Below are 19,141 nucleotides of genomic sequence, written 5' to 3'. Positions count from 1 at the left end.
GATATTTTGCAGACAAAGATCAGCCTGAAAGGCGAATGGAAGTTGCAATTGGATGAGGGAAATCAAGGACTGACATTGCCTTTTACAGATGTTATCACACTGCCGGGAACAACGTCCTACGCACGCAAAGGTTCGAAGAACGAGGATGTTTTAGTAAGCGCATTAACGGATGAGTATTTGTTTGAAGGGCAAGTCTGGTATTCAAAAGAGGTCGTCATTCCGGAAGAACTAGCCGGCAAAGTCTGCTTCCTATATTTGGAACGCACGAGGCTGACGACTCTATGGCTGGACAATCAGGAAATAGGCAGCCGTAACAGTCTGAACACCCCACATATATACGAGTTGCCGCAGCTTCAACCTGGGAATCATACGCTCATCATACGCGTGGACAATACTGGTTATCCAACCAAAGGTGGACATTTAACGTCGCAGGATACCCAGACCAACTGGAACGGGATTACCGGACGTATGGAGCTTCAGTTCTATGGTGAGTCACGGCTCAGCGGCATCCGGCTCGATCCGGATCTCTCAGCCCGCTCAGTCCGAATCACGGCAACCTTGGACAGCAGGAACGAATCTATACTTACAGTGTCTGCTCAGAGCTTCAACAGCGACAATACACATGCTGTGGACGAGAGGGAGTACCCAGTCTCACCGGGTAGTTTTTCCGTCAACTATGAGCTTGGTCAAGACGCGCTGCTCTGGAGTGAAGGCGCTCCCAATCTTTATAACATAAACCTTGTTTTGAAAGACAGCGATGGATATATAACGGACCGACAGGAGCTCGTTTTTGGATTGAAGGAATTCCGGGCAGAGGGCGATAAGTTTACAATCAACGGAGAAAAAACCTTCCTCCGCGGCAAACATGACGGCCTGATCTTCCCGCTAACCGGTTATGCCCCGACTGACGTCGAGGAATGGGTAAGAATCCTGGGCATCTCCAAGTCTTACGGCATCAATCATTATCGCTTTCATACCTGCTGTCCGCCGGAAGCTGCTTTCACCGCAGCGGATATGCTCGGTATCTACATGCAACCAGAGCTTCCATTCTGGGGAACAATCACAGAAGAAACCGACGAGGGACATAATCAAGCGGAGCAGGACTATCTGATCAGCGAAGGCTATGCCATACTTCAGGCTTTTGGCAATCACCCCTCCTTCGTGATGATGTCGCTTGGCAACGAGCTATGGGGCAGCAAAGCCAAGATTGATTCCTTCCTAAAGGACTATAAAGCATTTGATAACCGGATTCTCTATACACAGGGGTCCAATAACCACCAATGGGTGCCAGAAATTCTGGAACATGACGATTTCTTCAGCGGCGTGCGCTTCTCCAGAGATCGGCTGTTCAGAGGTTCCTATGCGATGTGTGATGCTCCATTAGGTCATGTCCAGATCGATCTGCCAGGCACGATGAAAGACTATGACGATCAGATCGTCCCTCAGGATTTCTTCAACGGAGAGGGGATGGAAGCTGCCGCTGGCGGAGAGATTCAGATCCAGTATGGTACGGAAGCCAAGACGGTGAAGGCTGGAGACGCTTCCGCAGAATGGATACCGCACATTCCGGTAATCTCGCATGAGATCGGACAGTATGCTACCTATCCTAATTATGAGGAAATCGATAAATACAACGGTCCGCTCAAAGCTGAGAATTTCAAAATTTTCCGTGAACGACTGGAAAGTAAAGGGTTGGGTCATTTGGCCGCCAAATATTTTGAATCCTCGGGGCAACTGGCAGTAGCTTGCTACAAAGAGGAACTTGAGGCGGCATTCCGCTCCCGGCGGCTTGCGGGCTTCCAACTGCTTGATTTGCAGGATTTCAGTGGCCAGGGAACGGCGCTGGTGGGTGTCCTCGACGCCTTTATGGATTCCAAAGGAGTGATAAGTCCTGAGGACTGGCGAACTTTTTGTAATGATGCCGTTCTGTTGGCAAGATTCCCTAAGTATAACTATGTCTCTGGTGAATCGTTCGATGCCCATGTTGAACTGAGCTGTTTCCGCAGTGGTATGCCGAGTGCATTTGAATTGCATTGGGAGCTTACCGCGGATAATGGTATTCTCGCCGCAGGTTCAACCGAGGTGGACGTACCTGCAGGAACGAATTATATCGATATCTGCGATCTGGCAATAAAACTACCTGAAGTTGACCGTATGAGTACTATCGTATTGTCCCTCTCCATACAGGGAACAGATATCCGTAAGAGTTACAACCTGTGGATTTATCCAGTGAAGAGTGGCAACATGCTGGAAGGTGTCCATGTCTTCGACAAGCTGTCTGATGATGCGCTTGCATTGCTGGAGCAAGGTGAGAATGTGCTGCTTATGCCGAAACCGGAATCTCTCCAAAATGCCGTTGAAGGTTATTACTGCACAGATTTCTGGTGTTATCCAATGTTCCGCTCGATCTCAGAGAGCATGAACCGGCCAGTACCCATTGGTACTATGGGGCTGTTGATTGATAACAAGCACCCGGTGCTTCGTGAGTTCCCGAGCGAGGAATATTCTACCTATCCCTGGTGGAGTATTGTTGAGAATTCGAAATCGCTCATCATGGATGCAGCTGACCGCGATTGGAATCCCGTTGTGCAGACTATCGATAATTTTGAACGCAATCATAAGCTGAGTTTCCTAGTGGAATGCAGTGTAGGAGCAGGCAACCTGCTGATATGCGCATTGGATGCTGATAAGGTTAGCGATACGCCGGAAGGCAGACAGTTCTTATTCAGTCTTGCGGGTTATATGAAATCAGATGATTTCAAGCCACAGTACAAGGCGAATGTTGCAGAACTTCTTGAGCTGATCCAATAGGCAGAGGCAGGCGATTGCTAAGGTTACCTGTCAAATTTCATATGGATGAATAGTCCAATGGGGCTACAGTGAAAACTACGTTCTCCACTTGAGTAAAACAGACTGTCGCATCGTAAAAAACTGAAGAGCAGCGATTCTCTTAATGAAGAGAGATTCGCTGCTCTTAGTTTTTTGCTGCTTTTAGTTTATTGGTAGCCGCCAGCTTCAACAGTGTCATCGTTATCTGAGCCTCTGAGGGTTTCGGACTCAGATGACACTATTTGCTAATTTCCAGCCTTTTGAACAACATTTCGGACTCCAGTGACGCTATTGCTTATAAAGAGGTTCATATGTGGTGTATTTTATGCAAATAGTGACTATGGGGACCGTTAGCCCACCAAAAGTACAATAATACTGCTTTTAGCGTCATCTATGTCCGATAGATGGTGCTACATTGTTGCAATAGTTCTTAAAACTTCTATCGAACAAAAAGTAAAGGGGTTCACCAAGCAGCCTTTCGCGGCTGAAGGGAACTCCTTTTTTCGCGTTCGACGTATTACACGTATTGGTAAAGCACGGGAGTCAGAGGCTCCGAAACAAAACAAGCCTTAAAAAGTCACCTCTATAGATGATTGCTGATAACCCTCACTCCAGCCTAGAGGGGTTGTTTGTGTTTATCAGCAACTGAGCAGTTTTACAAACGATTTCACAGGGTTGGAGACCTTTGAAAACATTAACCCGGTGCTATCATTGGTAATGAAGCTGCACACCTAAAGTTGTAAGCGCATTAACGAATGGCGCCAGAGCCGCTCATCGTCAGGAACAGCGCCAAATTTAGCAGGGTTTGGGGGAACGGGAGAAGACATGAATGAAATTCTATTGAACGATTTGAAGTGGGAAGTCAAAGGGTATTGGCCCTGGGTTCCGCTAAAGGGCACCAGTATGGAGCTGGGACAGGAATTGATGGGGGTTACGGACTGGATGCCTGCCACTGTGCCGGGTGGAGTTCACTATGATCTCTTCAGACAGGGCTGGATTACCAACCCTTATCAAGAGTTAAATAGCCTGAGTTGTGAATGGGTGGAGAACCGCTGGTGGGTTTACCGTACGACCTTGAAGCAGCCTGAGCTGAGAGCAGCCAGAGTTGAACTGGTCTTTCAGGGACTGGACTATGAAGCCTCGGTATACGCTGATCATTTACTGCTGGGTGAACATAAAGGTATGTTCGAGCCGGCTGTATTTGATGTTACAGACCTGCTCTCCGGGCGGGAAAGCCTTGAAATTTCAGTGCTGTTGAAGCAGGCGCCAGATGAAATGGGGCAAATCGGCAAAACCTCGGCTACCTTCACGCAGAAGAGCCGTTTTAATTATAAATGGGATTTCTCTACCCGGTTGGTCAATGTCGGAATCTGGGATGATGTGGTATTGAGGGTACATCAACAGTGCTCTTGGGATGATGTGTCGATCACTACAGATGCGGAGTTTGGCGAGAACGATAGAAATCAGATCTCGTCTGGTCGAATCACCATTCAAGCAGGAATCAAGCGAATGGCTGGCTCTGAAGATGATGGGACACTGACAGCGAGCATCACCTGTACTGATCCGGAGGGGAATCTGCTGCTGGTTCAATCGCGACCAGTTCGAGCTGGAGAGCTTCTGAACGCGGAGCTGGAAATACCCGAACCTGAGCTATGGTACCCAAACGGTTATGGAAAGCAGCCACTGTACAATCTTGAACTAAAGCTACTGGATGAAGCTGGAACGGAATTGGATACCCAGAGCTTTCAAACGGGCATTCGCAAGCTCGATTATATCCACAATGTAGACAGTCCAGACAACGCCCTACCATATACAGTGGTGATTAACGGAAGCAAGATCTATATGAAAGGGGTAAATATGACCCCTCTGGACCATCTCTACGGGAATGTAACGGTTGAACAATATCAACTGATGATTCGTCTGATGAAAGCAGCTCATATTAATCTCGTTCGGGTATGGGGCGGTGGAATCATTGAGAAAAAGGCTTTTTACGACTTATGTGATGTAAACGGCATTATGGTCTGGCAGGAGTTCATTCAGTCCAGTTCAGGTATTGACAATATCCCTTCGAAGCAGCCGGAGTTTTTGGAGCTGCTTCACAAGACTGCCTGCACAGCGCTCTGTGACAAACGCAATCATGTATCGCTAACGGTATGGAGCGGCGGCAATGAATTAATGAGTGAGCCAAATAAGCCTTCCGACAGCAGCGATTCCAATCTGGCGATGTTGAAAGAACTGGTAGAACAGTATGATCCGCAGCGACTCTTCCTACCGACCTCAGCTTCCGGCCCGGTAGAATATATTACGGATGCAAAAGGTCAGGGGCATGATGTGCACGGTTACTGGAAGTATATGGGAAACCCTTATCACTACGAGTTATATGGCAGCAACGATAATCTGCTGCACAGCGAATTTGGGGTGGACGGTCTGAGTTCTCTCAAAAGTCTGGAGAAATTTCTGAGTGAGACCAACCGGCGACCGGTTTCTATGGAGAACAACGCGATATGGAGACATCACGGGGAGTGGTGGGATACGCTGAGCCGTGAAGAAGAAATGTTCGGCAGCATGACAGATTTGGAGCAGTTCTCTGCCTGCAGCCAGTGGATACAGGCGGAAGGAATCCGGTTCGTGCTGGAGGCTAACCGCCGCCGTAAGTTCCGAAACAGCGGCAGCATTGTCTGGCAATTCAACGAGCCGTGGCCGAATGTGTCCTGCACTAACCTTGTCGATTATTACGGTGAAACGAAGATGGCCTACCATTGGGTGAAATCTGCCTTCCGTCCGCTACATGTTTCGCTGGACTACCGCAGTCTACTGCTTACACCAAGCACCGGATTTCAGGGAGATGTATACGTGCATGGAGGAAATGGACACAGGGTAGAAGTCGACGCGGAAGTCTTCGATGCAGTCGGACGGTGCATCTATCAGCAATCATTTGAGGCAGAGGGAAACAAAGATCAGGCTGTCGGCGCTGGGGTGCTGAATTTCAACGTGCCAGAGCATGACGATGCTTTATATTTCGTCAGATTGTCCTACCAGGACGGCGATGAAGCACCACAGCAGAATTTATATGTATTCTCTACCAATAAAAAGCATCCATATGCTCCCGCGCTTGCACTTATAGGAGGCAATCTTGAGGTGCGTCAGGAGAGTTTATGGCAGCCGACGGGTGCTCAGGAGAAGAGCCAGCAGGCCCGTTTTACAGTCCGAAATACCGGTAGTGAAGTTTTGCTGCATGTACATGCAGAGGAAAGGGGAGACCGCTACTGGATGGAAGCGGATGAGCAGTTCCATACCCTCTTTCCGGGTGAGACCAAAACAGTAACGGTTACTTGCACTCCTAAACTCTCAGGAGGATTCCTGTCTGGGGAAAATTATAGGATCACAGATGGCTTGCCAGAAATTAGATTCATGTCGTTCCTAACAGCACAGAGCAGAATGATACAGGTTGGAGGAGAAAAAAATCGTGAGTAAAACATTGTGTTTTGTACCGGAGGCATATGTTCCGCTAAGTCGGTTTATTCAAGCCGAGGGATCTACACCTGTCGCTATACCTGTTAGCAGAGCAGTGGCTGATTACTTAAGGCTGCACAACGCTCCACTGCTGCTTGCTTGCTTGCGAGGCGGCGAAGTAGCTTATCAGAAAGCGAATTGGTCAACCCTCCATGAAGACATTGTTGAAGCTGAAGCAGCAGAAGAGATCTCCGAGAAAGAGGAGGGGGTATTTGTATTAGTCAGTCCTTTGCTGACCAATATGCTTCCTGTAGTGTCTCACTGGGATAATAGCGTTGCTGAGGGAAAAGGAGGCTTCCGTTATGGCGGAACAGATGGCATAGGGACATTGCGGATGGACGAAGCCGGGGAAAAGGTTGTTTCCGAGCATGCGCGGCTCTACAATAGCGACCCAGATAGCCCTTATGTATACAATACGGAAGATCATCAGCTGTTCGGAGGCAACGAGGGGAATAAGAATCTTAAAACTCCGCAATTCGAGCATTATATCGGTGACCGCTACAGTCTCTATGCTGTAGATGATCTAGTTGCAGTTTCCCTGAGCGACCGCATCCTTAAGACCTTCGGATTTCCGGTGGTTTTCCGCAATGCATCCACAGACAATGCTGCACTTTTAAGCAATGCGCCTGTATTTCAGCTCATCAGCGGCAGTCTGCTAGTTATAGAGAATGACCAGCATAGCCTTGCTTCCTATATTCTGCCGCCCTTCTGGAGTGCGGCAAATGTTAAGGGATATCCACTGTTGTTCAATGGTTATTATGATGCCAATGAGAATACCTTCAGCACGGTAGGTCCCTCATTTCTGGAAATCATCGGCAAGACTCTGGCCAGCACCGGCAAAGGCGTTGTCGGCATTCTGTGGAACGGAGGAGGATATATCGGCAGCCGTTCCTTGCAAGGCTCCATCTATGCTGGCATTGGGGCGGCAATTACCAGAGGTCAAGAAAGTTATGGCGGTGATGCAGAGCAGGTAGTGGCTGTAGGTGGTTCGCGCGGCGGCTTAACTGCGCTGCTGGCTGGAGGCAATCCGCTTTGCTTACCCTATCGGGTGCGCTACACACTGTGTTATGCACCGCCGTTGATTCTGAACGGGCTCACCCGTGAGTTTGCCGAAGGAGCTTGCCCACTGATCTGGCATGTGGCGGAAGTAGACACCGGTTACCGGGAAATCTGGAAGAAAGATTGGCAGCATCCACAGAACGGCAGCACGGGAATCGAGACTCTGCTACAGACTCTGACGGGAACTATTGACTCTGCAAGTCTAAAGGAAACGACCGGACTGGAATCCGAATTTTTTCTGGAGGGTCTTAAAGCGAGTGGCACAAAGCTGCTGATTAACCATGGCACGCATGATGCCTTTACCCTTAGCCGCTTCAGCTTTTCCTTCGCGGCTTTGGTTCGGAGTCGCGGGATACCGCTTCGCCATGAGATCGGATACCGCTTCGGCCATAACAACTGCACGGATCTTTACGAGCAAGCTACTCTATGTCTAATAGCTCTGCTACAGGAACAGGAGCTCGAATTCACGGGCACGGTGCATTATCGCAGACGCAGTCCGGCTGCGGGAGAGTGGGAGCAGACCGAACGTTTTGTCCCAACTCATCAACCCGTTTTTCTGGAAGCACCTAAGTTCGTAGCGGTGGGTAGCCCTGTGGCTTGGACTCTTTATGGAGAGCCGGGAATGGAATACCGCCTGGATCTGGGAATCCTAGATCAGCAGGCTTGGGAACAGAAGCAGCAGGTAGTTCGAAATGAGCGCATCACACTGGCGTCCGGTGTATTGCCGGACAAACAACATCCGCTTGAACTCTGCTCGTGGCAGGATGGCGTAAGCCAGCTCACTGACGGACAACATGCGGGCTTTTATCTTTATGAGCTGTCATACAGGCTCAAGGGTGAGCAGAAGTGGAGCGTAGTTTCTCCCTCCCGTGTGCCACAGCCCGGCGTAGAGCCTCAGTCGGTGCTTCGTATTTTGGAGGAGCAGCCCAATCCGGCGAGCGAAGCGTTTCGGGCGGAAGCGGCCGTCCTCTGCATCAGCGCAGGGTTAAGTGAGGCCTAAACGATTCACCATAACATGAACATAAGCGGTGTGCGGCCATTCCGGTGCGTGCACTGCTTTTTTTTGCCAACAAATAAGTAGCTTTACAAACGCTTTCGCAGGGTTACCGGATTTCGGCGCTCAGTAGGAAGCGCTATCATTTAGGTATAACAACTATACAACGCCTGACCGGATTAAAGCTTGATTCCGGGAGGAAGGAAGGACAGGAGCATGATTGGAAAAACCAGTGAACTAAATCCTTTAATGACAGAGAAAAAGAAAGGGTATCCTGTACGGCGTTTATTCAAAGATTGGTCATCCTGGATATTAATTGTACCCACACTGTTTGCCTTTTTCTTTTTTTCCTGGCAGCCGCTCGTGAAGGGCATTGTGCTCTCTTTTTTCAATACTGAGGGTTATAATGCCGTAAGCTTCGCCGGACTGCAGAATTACAAGGATGTTATACAGAACTCGGCGTTTCAACAGACATTGACCAACTCTTTTGTGTATGTGTTCTGGTCACTACTGATCGGTTTTGCCGTACCCATTATTGTCGCTGTCGTGATTAATGAATTGAGACATGGGAAGTCATTTTTTCGCTTTTCGGTCTTTTTTCCGAGTATGGTTCCCGGCATTGCCGCTTCGATGTTATGGATGTTTTTGTTTGAGCCCGGAAAGGGTGGCGTGCTGAATATTATGCTGAGTGCCATGGGATTTCCGGTGCAGCAATGGCTTCAGGATCCGCAAATGACGATAATGCTGATTATCTTCACGATTACCTGGCGAAATTTCGGGGGAACAGTGCTGCTTTATCTGGCAAGTCTACAGAGTATTAATCATGATCTGTACGAAGCAGCCTCGATTGACGGTGCGAATGTATGGCGGAGATTCAAAAGTATCACCATTCCGCAAATCTCTAGCATGATCGGACTGATGATGATTTTGCAGATCAGCGGTGTATTCCAGATCTTCAATGAACCCCTAGTAATGACTGAGGGTGGACCGAACAATGCCTCAATGACCTTGATGCTGCAAAGCTATTATTATGCGTTCCGGAGTTTTGAAGCAGGCCATTCAATGGCGCTCGGGGTTATTACTTTTCTAGTCCTGATGGTGCTTACCATTATTTATTTCCGGCTGGATAAGAAATTGAACAGGGAGTAGAAGCTATGAAAACTAAAGAAGCATATGGCATTATCGGCAATATAGAATACAGATCACCTTGGGTGCGCCTGCTGTATTGGTGCATGTTCATTCTGATGATTGTGCTGGCCGCTGTCTGTATTTTGCCTCCGGTCTGGATTATGGTCTCAAGTCTGAAGGACATCAAAGAGTTTTATGCAATCCCGCCCACCCTGATCCCCCGCTCGTTCAATGTTGGCAAGCTATGGGAGACCTGGCAGGAGTTTAACTTCCTCAGTTATTATCTGAATACGGCTTATCTGGCCGCAGGTTCTGTACTGTTCTGCCTTACTTTTAACGGACTGGCCGGATATTTCTTCTCCAAGCTAAAGCCGCGGGGCAGTGCCCTGCTGTTTGCACTGATCGTGTGGACCATGATGGTGCCGAATACAGTGGGCATGGTGCCGCTGTTTAAGAATCTGATTGATTTTCCGCTGTTGCACTTGAACCTGACCAATACTTACTGGCCGATGTGGTTTATGGCTGCTGTGAATCCGGTGGTAATTCTGATCTTCAAAAACTTTTTCGATACCATCCCACAAGCGCTGCTGGAAGCCGCCAAAATTGACGGAGCGAGCACAATCGGTATTTTTATTCGAGTCATTCTCCCGCTCAGCGGACCAGTTATGGCTACAATTACAATCCTTACGATGAACAGTGTCTGGCAGGACTTCTTCTGGCCCTTTATGGTGCTGAAGGATAAATCGACCTGGTCGGTCATTGTGGCTATTTACAATCTGAAGGCGACATTGCCGCAGGACATACAGTTTATTGCGTTGACTTTTGCGATTCTGCCGCCGATTATCCTGTTTATTTTTTTCCAAAAGTACATTATGAACGGGCAATCCTTCGGCGGCAGTATTAAAGGGTAACATCACCCGATCACAAACCATTTCACAGTTTTGCCCCGTAGGGTGCTGCAGAAGGTGCATGTTAAGATGATTTCAGATTCAAAAAGAAAGCGCTTTACATGTTGCGAAGAATGCTTTAACAATAAGACTAGGGGGAATTACATTGAAAAAAGGACACACCAAGAACCTGACAGCTACACTGGCACTTACGCTGCTTTTTTCTGCCGGACTGGCTGGCTGTGGAGGCGGCTCCAATGAGAAGAATGCCGGAGGAAAGACGGAGACAGCGGGCAATCAACAGGTGACGATCAAGGTCAGTAACTGGCCAAAGCCGAATGAGGAAGCCAAAATCGCCCAGTATGAGCAGGTCATGGCGAAGATGAAAGCCAATTATCCGGAAATTATTGTGGACAAAGATGAATGGGGTTATGATGTCAGCTCATTCCTGCCAAAAGCGGCCAGCGGCCAGCTTCCGACGGTATACGAAACCTTTTTTACAGAAACAAGCAAAATCATCAAGGCAAATTACGCGGCTGACATAACGGATACGATGAAAAAATATGGCTACGACAAGGCGATCAATCCAGATCTGCTGAAAATGGTTACCAAGGACGACAAGTATTATGGGATTCCGAAGGACGGATACGTCATCGGTATGCTCTACAATATGAATCTTTTCAAGGAGGCTGGACTGCTGGACGACAAGGGGATTCCTAAATTTCCTAAAACATATGAAGAGCTAGCAGAAACTGCGCAGATTATTAAACAAAAGACCGGTAAAGCCGGAATGTTCTTGCCTACAAAAAGTGGTCAAGGCGGTTGGATGTTCATGAACATTGCCTGGGCATACGGAGCAGAATTTGAAAAACAAGTGGACGGGAAATGGCAGGCGGTGTTCAATTCGCCGGAAGCAGCAGCGGCCCTGCAATATGTGAAGGACTTAAAATGGAAATATGATGTACTGCCCGACAACAATCTGGTCGATGTTACGAACGATATGTTCCGCTTGTTCGGAACCGATCAGGTCGCTATGAGCTTCGGCACGAATGACTGGTCACCGGTCATCCAGCAACAGACTAAGATGTCCAAGGACAATGTGGCAATGTCCGCGCTTCCAGTAGGACCGATCGGGAAACCTGTAACCCTGCTCGGTGGCGGCCTATATATGTTCTCGCCTAATGTAACACCTGAGCAGATTGATGCCGGATTCAAATGGCTAAAAACCTACGGATTTACACCAGAGTCCTCTGAAGAGGCACTGACCGGTTGGGATATTGAGAAGAAGACACTGAGCGATCAAGGGCTGATCGTAGGGCCTTACGGGTTGCGGATTTGGACTGATGAGAAACGGATTGGAGAAGAACAAAAGATTCTCGACAAATACAACAACGTCAATCTGGATTTGTTCCGTGATTATATGGACAATGGCAGCAAAGGCATGCGGGCGGAAGAACCAGTCAACGCACAGGAATTGTACCAAAAGCTGGATATCGTACTGCAAACCGTACTGACGGACAAGAACGCAGATCCGCAACAGATCTTGGATAGGGCTGCCGAAGAATTCCAACGTGATTATCTCGATAAGGTTAAATAAAACGCAGACCAACGGCGACGTCGTCCTTCTGAAGGGCGGCGATGCCGTTTCTGCGTAGATTGCCTTAACTACTTAAATGAGATAAAGGAGATATGCATAACATGGCAGCAAAAGAATGGGGAGACTGGGGAGCACGCTGGATCTGGCCGCAGGAGGAGCAAGGATCAGCGGATAGGGAACAGCAGCACGAGCGTGCGTACTTTCGCAGAGTGTTCGAACTGCCAGCTGGTATCGGAAAGACCTGCACCCTGGATTTGGCCATTACCGCAGACAGCCGCTACAGGCTGTTCGTCAATGGGCAGCGTTTATGGGCCGGTCCTTGTAAAGGACATGGTCATATACAGTATTATGAAGAATTCAGTCTGGACAATGTTCTACAACCAGGTTTAAATGTGCTTGCTGTTATGGTCGTTCATTATGCAGGGACTACGCCCTTTGAACTGGGTGAAGACGGACCTTTGTCCGTCTGGCGCTCGCAAAAAGGCGGTCTGCTTGTGGAAGCGGCAGTTACATAAGGCGGGCAGCTAGTACAGGAGCTAAATACGGATAGCTCATGGAAAAGTATTAAGGATCGCAGCTATAAGCTCCAGCAGTTTCCGATCATACGCTGGATGGGTGGACTGGAAGAAGTGGAGGGTGACGCAGCGCTGCTGGATTGGACACTGCCCGAATATGATGACAGTGCCTGGCTTGCTACCGGAATTGTGCAACCGGTGCGGGATGAATATGGCCAATTAACCCCTTGGCAGCTGGCCCGGCGTCCGATTCCGCTGTTGTATGAGCGGGAGCAATTTTTTCTGAAGCTAATGCGCAGCAGTAGCGGGGTAGGGCAAGCCTTTTTTGAGGAAGGGCATAGTCTGGAGCTGCGAAATGGAGATGGCGGCGCTTCACCCAACGCAGTACTGCCTTCCGCTGGAATAACAATAGAAGCAGGGCAACATTTTTGGTTGGAGTTGGATGCTGGCGAGCTAACCACAGGGTATTTGCAGCTTAGACTTCTTGGAGGCAAAGGTAGCCGGATTACCCTACTATGCGCTGAGTGTTATGAAGAAGAAACGGGGGATGATTAGATTCGCCGCAAAGCTGTCCGCGATAATACGAAGGAACATGTATTAAGAGGGGGCTACGATAGCTATCACCCGGCAGGTTACGGCATCTCTGCGCGGATGGAAATCTACGAACCGTTCTGGTTCCGTACTTTCCGCTATGTACGGCTGGAAGTGCAGGCTGGTGTCGAGCCTCTAACGATTTCCAGCTTTAGCTATAGGGAGACCGGATATCCACTGCAGCCGGAAGGAAACTTTCACTGCTCCGATGAACAATATAACCAACTATGGGAGCTCAGTGTACGAACACTTCAGCGCTGCATGCATGAGACCTACGAGGATACTCCGTATTATGAACAGCTGCAGTATACCATGGATACCAAACTGATGATGGAGTTTACGTACCTATTATCAGGGGACGACCGGTTAGCGCGGAGAGCTATGGAAGATTATAAGGCCTCTCAGCTACCAAACGGGATGCTGCAAAGTCGCTATCCCTCTGTGCTGCCGCAGGTCATTCCTTCCTTCTCCCTATATTGGATCGGAATGATTCATGACCACTACAGATCCTTCGGGGATATGGCCTTGGTGAATCAGTACCGGTTAGCGCTGTTATCTGTGCTGGACTGGTTCGATCAACATCTGACTCCGGAGGGTCTGGTGGACAGAACGCCCCGCCAATATTGGAATTACTTCGATTGGGTGGAGGAATGGCCGCTCGGCGCACCGGATTGTACGGATGATGCACCCGCAACCGTACTGAGCCTGATGTATGCGGCCGCGCTGGAGCAAGCGGCTGAATTGCTTGCAGCCAGCGGTTGGACACAGATTGCTGGTGAACTGCGTCAACGCAAAGCGGCGGTCAACGCTGCGGTAATGGATTGCTGCCGGCTAACGAACAGTCTGCTGTTCCGCGACAGTCCGGAGGCAACTGCGGGAACGCAGCATAGCCAGCACACGCAGGTCTGGGCGGTTTTGGCGGGCACAGTGGATGTTGTAGAAGGGGCGGCACTGCTGGAGTCAACGTTAACAGACACATCACTGGCTAAGCTTTCGTTGCCGATGAGCTACTATCTATTCCGCGCGCTAGAGAAATGCGGAATGTATGACCGCTCGTTCGGACTATGGACACGGTGGTTGAAGCAGTTGGAGCTTAATCTCACTACACTTCCAGAAATAGATTCAACCGGCACCAGAAGTGACTGCCACGCATGGAGCGCACTGCCGATCACTGAGTTCACCAGAGGGATATTGGGTGTCCAACAAGGAATAGAGGGAATAACTATAAAGCCCCACTATGGAGAACTGCGGCAGGCCAGCGGAACCGTAAATACAAGTATCGGCCCAATAAACATCAAATGGGAGATCCGTTCAGTAACAGGACAGGAGATCTTCCACATGAAAGCTTCCTGGCAAACCGGATCGGCAATTACAATAATTCTGCCTAATCATGAAGTGCATGAGACAGATGAGGGTTCCTTTTACAAGGAGATCGACATTAGTCACCTTAGCTGTTAGTCTGATTTCAGTTGATTTTGTTTTCATGATTCATACACCGGAGGGGGATGGGGAAGTCATATGTTCAGATCGTTCGGCCGCAATATCCGCCTAGTCCTGGTGTTGTTCATTACTGTCTATATTGTCGCTTCGAGCTTCATTCTGTACCGTACTATGGAGCATAGAAGCCTTGACATGCTGCGGCAGCTATCCGTTCAGTACACTGGCCAGCAGCATAAGAACACACTTCTGTTCATGAACTGGCTGGAGGAGACCTCGAAGCTTATATCCAACAACCAGGTGGTGCAGAATGCGCTGAAAAAACCAACATATGACGGGGCAATCTCTCCGATACTTGAGGGCATACGTTCTTCCAGTAGTGACATTCTCGGCATTTACATTTGGGGAGAAGCAGGGGGAACTTACTCCTCGAGCAATGTTTCCGGGTTGCTGCCCTTTGCAGAGATCAAAAAAAAACCAGGGATGGAACAATTTCTAAATAACCGAGAGCAGGCTTTGCGCTGGACGGTGCTGAACCGGGAGCATCTAATGAATGCACCTTCGGATCTGCGCGACCGTCTGTTGCTTGAAGTGAAAATTAAGGGTTCGATGGGAGACGTCCTCGGTCTGCTCTCGCTCGAAGTGGAGATTGACAAGCTTTACAGATTCTACCTATCTGGCGAGAATACAATCTACGGGGAAAATGAAGTTTACCTACTGACCGGAAACGGGAAGCTATTGAGTGCTGCCGATGTCCCGAAGGAGCGACTGCAGGAGATCAAAGCAGCACTAGTTACTTCGGAAAAAGCTACCTTGGCTGAGCCAGTGACACAGGGTATCGATCAAAATAGTACAGGCAGAGGTGATGCAGATCTGCTGGAGCGGGAAACGGCTGACGGCCTGATTTTGCTCTATCCACTACCGGAATCGGCAGAGCGGATTGTCACCTATATCTCAGCAGATGGCATGAATGCAGAGCTGCGAACGTTTAAGTATTTAATGCTCGCCCTGAACATCGTAGTGTTCATAGTGTTCTGGCTGCTGATCTCAGTGCTTAGCGGCAGTATAGTTAATCCACTGAAGCAGTTGTACCTGAAGATTAATTCAACAATGAAAGACTAAGATAAGATGGAGTCTGAATCATGAAAATCGCTAACCGAAGTGTATTTCATACATCTAGCGTGGGCAATAAACGGATGAAGTAAGATATAGTTGTATTCAGTACACTTATTATTCGGAAAGTTAGTTGCTGCCAACAGAATTGGAACGTATAGATGTACCAAATACACTTAAACTTCTGCTCGCTGCAAAAAAGGGTGCTTTAGCTGTATTAAATACAACTAAAGCACCTATAATTCTCGAAAGTATCTTTAATTTTCCACTACTCAATCGTCTTTTTAAGCAAAGTAGAAGTCCCGCCTACCCACTCAAAAAGGATCGATTTCTTTGTTGTGTCCGCATTTATAAACTAAATTCGCTAATTGGGCAGTTCCTTCTTCAAGTTGATCGTAACTGTGGTGCCTTGCCCCGGTGTGCTGGAGATACTTAAACCATATTGAGGACCATATTCCAGTTTAATTCGTTCGTCCACATTTCTTAGTCCATACCCGCTCTGAAACAACACATCTTCCTTGGCTTGGCTAAGCGTCGCACCGTTGGAAAATCCCACCCCGTCATCAGTCACTGTGAAGCGAATCTCATCTGCCACTAATTCGCCTTTAATCCAGATTCGGCCCATCCCGCGTTTCTCGCTGATGCCGTGTTTGATCGCATTCTCTGCAATAGGCTGAAGAATCAGCTTCAGAATGCGAACCTTGCGCAGCGATTCCTCAATCTCGTATTCAATCTCGAACTTATCCGGAAACCTCATTTGCTCAACTGTCACAAAACTCTGCACCAAGCGGATTTCTTCGTCCACGGTCACGAACTTGTCGCCTTTATGCAGGCTGATTCGAAAAAAGGTAGCTAATGAAGAAATCAGTCGTTCTATATCGGGCTGCTTCTTCAGTCGGGCAATCCAGGCAATTGCATCCAGTGTGTTGTAGAGAAAATGGGGATTGATCTGTGATTGAAGTGCGGTCAGCTCAGCTTTCCGTTGCTTTTCTTTCTCCTCATCTTTCTCCAGCATTAATTGGCTGATCCGCTCCACCATCTGATAGTAGCTGTTCTCAAGCTGAAAAATCTCATCAACCTGACCGCGCTGTTCATAAACAGCGGCCAGATCTTTTTTGCCAAACAGGCTCAGCTTCTTCTTCAAGTTCAGCAGTGGACGGGTGATTTTGGCTGCCAGATAGAAGGAAAAAATCAGCAGCACAATAAAGGTAACGCTGGCGAACAGAAGCGCATTTTGATTGCCTTTGGCGATTCCCGAGAGCAGTTTGTGATTGGAAATCACGCTGGTGAATTCCCAGCTGACCCCAAGTGTCTCCAACCGGGGATTCAAAGGATAAGTAGCAATGATGTAGGAATTTCCGTTATCTGACCAGGTACGATAGCCTTCTTTTTTACCTGGGCGAAGAGGGGCGTTTTCCTCCAAAAAATTGCCCAAGAGCCGTTTGTCGGGGTGAGAAATAATCCGATTGTCGGAAGTCAGGAAGGAGTAGCCGATGCCAGTGAAGCTGGAGGAATACAGGTCCGCCAAAGCAGCCTCCCTGACATAAATGATCACGACCCCGATATTTTGCCCTGTATTGAAATTGCGGAACTGCTGGCCGAATGGAATATACGCATTGCCTTCTCCATCCCGTTTGATCTCACCGACAACAGGCATGCTGCTCTCCTGAATGCGTTTGATGAACAGGGCTTCAGGCACCTCCAGCATCTGCTCCTTAGACTGGTAAGAATAAAGCATATTATCGTTGGTGCTGATAATCACGTTACCCACCAGGTCGTTCTGGGCCAGCATACCGTCGATGATAGCTCCGATTCGCGATTCCTTATCAGCTGACGGCAGGGAATCATTATTGATGATTTGGTAGATATCACTGTTCACCAGAAACCGCAGAAACAACATTTGAATGTCATCGACCATGAGCTCCACGCTAAGCCCAATTTGGCGCTGAGTCTGAACGACATGGCGGTACAGATCCTTTTGCAGGTAGGTATAGGAATAAAAATTGAAAATAACGAGCATCAGCACCAGATGCAGAGACAGTCCTGCTAACAGAACAACAACAATCCGGCTTTTGATCTTGAACCGCCTCATCCAGGAATCCATCCGGTTGGCTAGTCTCCGCTTACCCATAGGTTTTTGCATATTCACTCGGCGGGATGCCCGTCATTTTTTTGAAGATCTGGCTAAAGTATTTGGAGTCGGTGAAGCCGACCTGATTGCCAACCTCGTACACCCGATACTTCGGATTGCGCAGCATACGTTTGGCTTCCTCGATACGGTATTCCGTCAGACATTCGTAAAAGGTTTTGTTCAGATCTTTACGGAATAGATGCATCAAATGGGTTGGACTGACGAAGACCGCCGCAGCAACCATCTCAACGGTAATGTTTCCGGCATAGTGCTCCCGGATAAAAGCGAGTGCGTCCCTGATTTCACGCCGGCACCGAGCCCCAGCCTCTTCTTCAGCATACAGCACACGTTCAATGCCAGAAAGGGCACGCTGCGCAGCAAGTACAGCCTGCCGGTATGAATCTACGATCCCGTTCCATTCTCCCGCAGGTTTACCTATGCCGACGCTTAAGGCCTGGCCGAAGTGCTGTTGGCTCCATTCAGATAGTTGTTTGCCCAATTTTCGTGCAGAATCTCCGGCCAGCTCTGGTTCCCCGGTCCGAAGGATCATAACCCACTCCAGATGGCTGTCCCGGAATAGACACAGTTGCTCAAAAGAATGCGCTTCCAGAATAGTCGCCGCTGCATCCTCCAGCGCTTTGCCTACAGTATTTCCTTGAAGGCCGTTATCAGGAGGAAAGGTAATGGACAGCGGTAGGATAGCTTTTCCAGGTTCCAATTGCAGTTCCAGTAATTTTATCTTATTTGAAATAAACTCTTCGTTATGCAGTTGGTCATGCAGCAAATCCTGCCAGAACTGCTTGGAGATCGAGGCCAATTCCTCATTAAGCTGTGAATACCGCTTGGAGAGTTGCTTTTTGCCAAGGATTTCATCCCCGACGCTTCGAACTGTATTTGCAAGTTCTTCTATATTAATGGGCTTTAGCAAATAGGTGGAGGCGCCATAACGCAAAGCAGCCTGCGCATATTGAAATTCGTCATAACCGCTGAGCACGACAATCCCTACGAGCATGTCCTGTTCCCGTATTTTTTCGATGAGCTCAAGACCGTTCATATACGGCATACGAATATCGGTAATGATCACATCTGGACGGTGCACTAGGGCAAGCTCCAATCCTTCCTCGCCATTGCTGGCTTCTCCTATGATCTCGACGTTGTATTCTGCCCAGTCTATGGTCTGGGTGATGCCCATGCGGACCAGATATTCGTCATCCACTACAAGCGCTTTCAACATTGGCTTCACCTCGAAGTAGTTTCTAATATGTCTTACAGCCATTATAAACATGAAACCTCTTAAAGAGGAGGTATAATTTCTGAGGTTGTCAGGATCGCAAACGATTTCGCAGT

Annotated in this window: 12 protein-coding genes; 10 read left to right on the top strand and 2 right to left on the bottom strand. The window is 48.6% G+C overall.

The genetic code is table 11. The annotated features are described in order from the left end of the window. Positions 1–6 precede the first annotated feature (6 nt). From NST45_RS12010 to NST45_RS11965, 10 genes are all read left to right on the top strand, one after another. Complete coding sequence (locus NST45_RS12010) at positions 7–2,811, top strand: glycoside hydrolase family 2 TIM barrel-domain containing protein (RefSeq protein ID WP_076141228.1); 2,805 nt, start codon at positions 7–9, stop codon at positions 2,809–2,811. A gap of 843 nt (positions 2,812–3,654) precedes the next feature. Continuing rightward, positions 3,655–6,303, top strand: a complete 2,649-nt coding sequence (locus NST45_RS12005; protein WP_036677255.1) for a glycoside hydrolase family 2 TIM barrel-domain containing protein — start codon at positions 3,655–3,657, stop codon at positions 6,301–6,303. Next, complete coding sequence (locus NST45_RS12000; RefSeq protein WP_076141231.1) at positions 6,296–8,401, top strand: hypothetical protein; 2,106 nt, start codon at positions 6,296–6,298, stop codon at positions 8,399–8,401. Before NST45_RS12005 ends, NST45_RS12000 begins: the two co-directional genes overlap by 8 nt. Before the next feature lie 210 nt (positions 8,402–8,611). After that, positions 8,612–9,544, top strand: coding sequence for a sugar ABC transporter permease (locus NST45_RS11995; protein WP_197740348.1), 933 nt, complete (start codon positions 8,612–8,614; stop codon positions 9,542–9,544). Positions 9,545–9,549: 5 nt separating this feature from the next. Beyond that, the gene (locus NST45_RS11990) at positions 9,550–10,434 is read left to right on the top strand and encodes a carbohydrate ABC transporter permease (protein ID WP_051490964.1); all 885 of its coding nucleotides are present in this window, start codon (positions 9,550–9,552) and stop codon (positions 10,432–10,434) included. A 142-nt stretch (positions 10,435–10,576) separates the two neighbouring features. Then, positions 10,577–12,007 carry an extracellular solute-binding protein gene (locus tag NST45_RS11985; RefSeq protein ID WP_081383668.1) on the top strand — a complete coding sequence of 477 codons (1,431 nt, stop codon included), beginning with the start codon at positions 10,577–10,579 and terminating at the stop codon, positions 12,005–12,007. Positions 12,008–12,108: 101 nt separating this feature from the next. Continuing rightward, positions 12,109–12,522, top strand: a complete 414-nt coding sequence (locus tag NST45_RS11980; protein WP_076141232.1) for a hypothetical protein — start codon at positions 12,109–12,111, stop codon at positions 12,520–12,522. Positions 12,523–12,636: 114 nt separating this feature from the next. Then, on the top strand, positions 12,637–13,077 hold the full coding sequence (locus tag NST45_RS11975) for a hypothetical protein (RefSeq protein WP_076316036.1): 441 nt from the start codon (positions 12,637–12,639) through the stop codon (positions 13,075–13,077). A gap of 96 nt (positions 13,078–13,173) precedes the next feature. Continuing rightward, complete coding sequence (locus NST45_RS11970; protein WP_051490962.1) at positions 13,174–14,571, top strand: family 78 glycoside hydrolase catalytic domain; 1,398 nt, start codon at positions 13,174–13,176, stop codon at positions 14,569–14,571. Positions 14,572–14,631: 60 nt separating this feature from the next. Then, positions 14,632–15,672: a hypothetical protein gene (locus NST45_RS11965; RefSeq protein ID WP_076141234.1), complete on the top strand. Its 1,041-nt coding sequence runs from the start codon at positions 14,632–14,634 to the stop codon at positions 15,670–15,672. A gap of 355 nt (positions 15,673–16,027) precedes the next feature. Here NST45_RS11965 and NST45_RS11960 read toward each other — a convergent pair whose 3' ends face one another. After that, on the bottom strand, positions 16,028–17,755 hold the full coding sequence (locus NST45_RS11960; protein ID WP_162164258.1) for a sensor histidine kinase: 1,728 nt from the start codon (positions 17,753–17,755) through the stop codon (positions 16,028–16,030). Between the two features lie 31 nt (positions 17,756–17,786). Then, positions 17,787–19,070 (bottom strand): response regulator, encoded by a 1,284-nt coding sequence (locus NST45_RS11955; RefSeq protein WP_036677246.1) that lies wholly within the window; start codon positions 19,068–19,070, stop codon positions 17,787–17,789. Positions 19,071–19,141: the final 71 nt, after the last annotated feature.

Origin of the sequence: Paenibacillus sp. FSL R7-0163 (assembly GCF_037969975.1) — a bacterium.
Taxonomy (GTDB): domain Bacteria; phylum Bacillota; class Bacilli; order Paenibacillales; family Paenibacillaceae; genus Paenibacillus_AQ; species Paenibacillus_AQ odorifer.
This window is presented reverse-complemented; position numbering and strand designations above follow the sequence as displayed.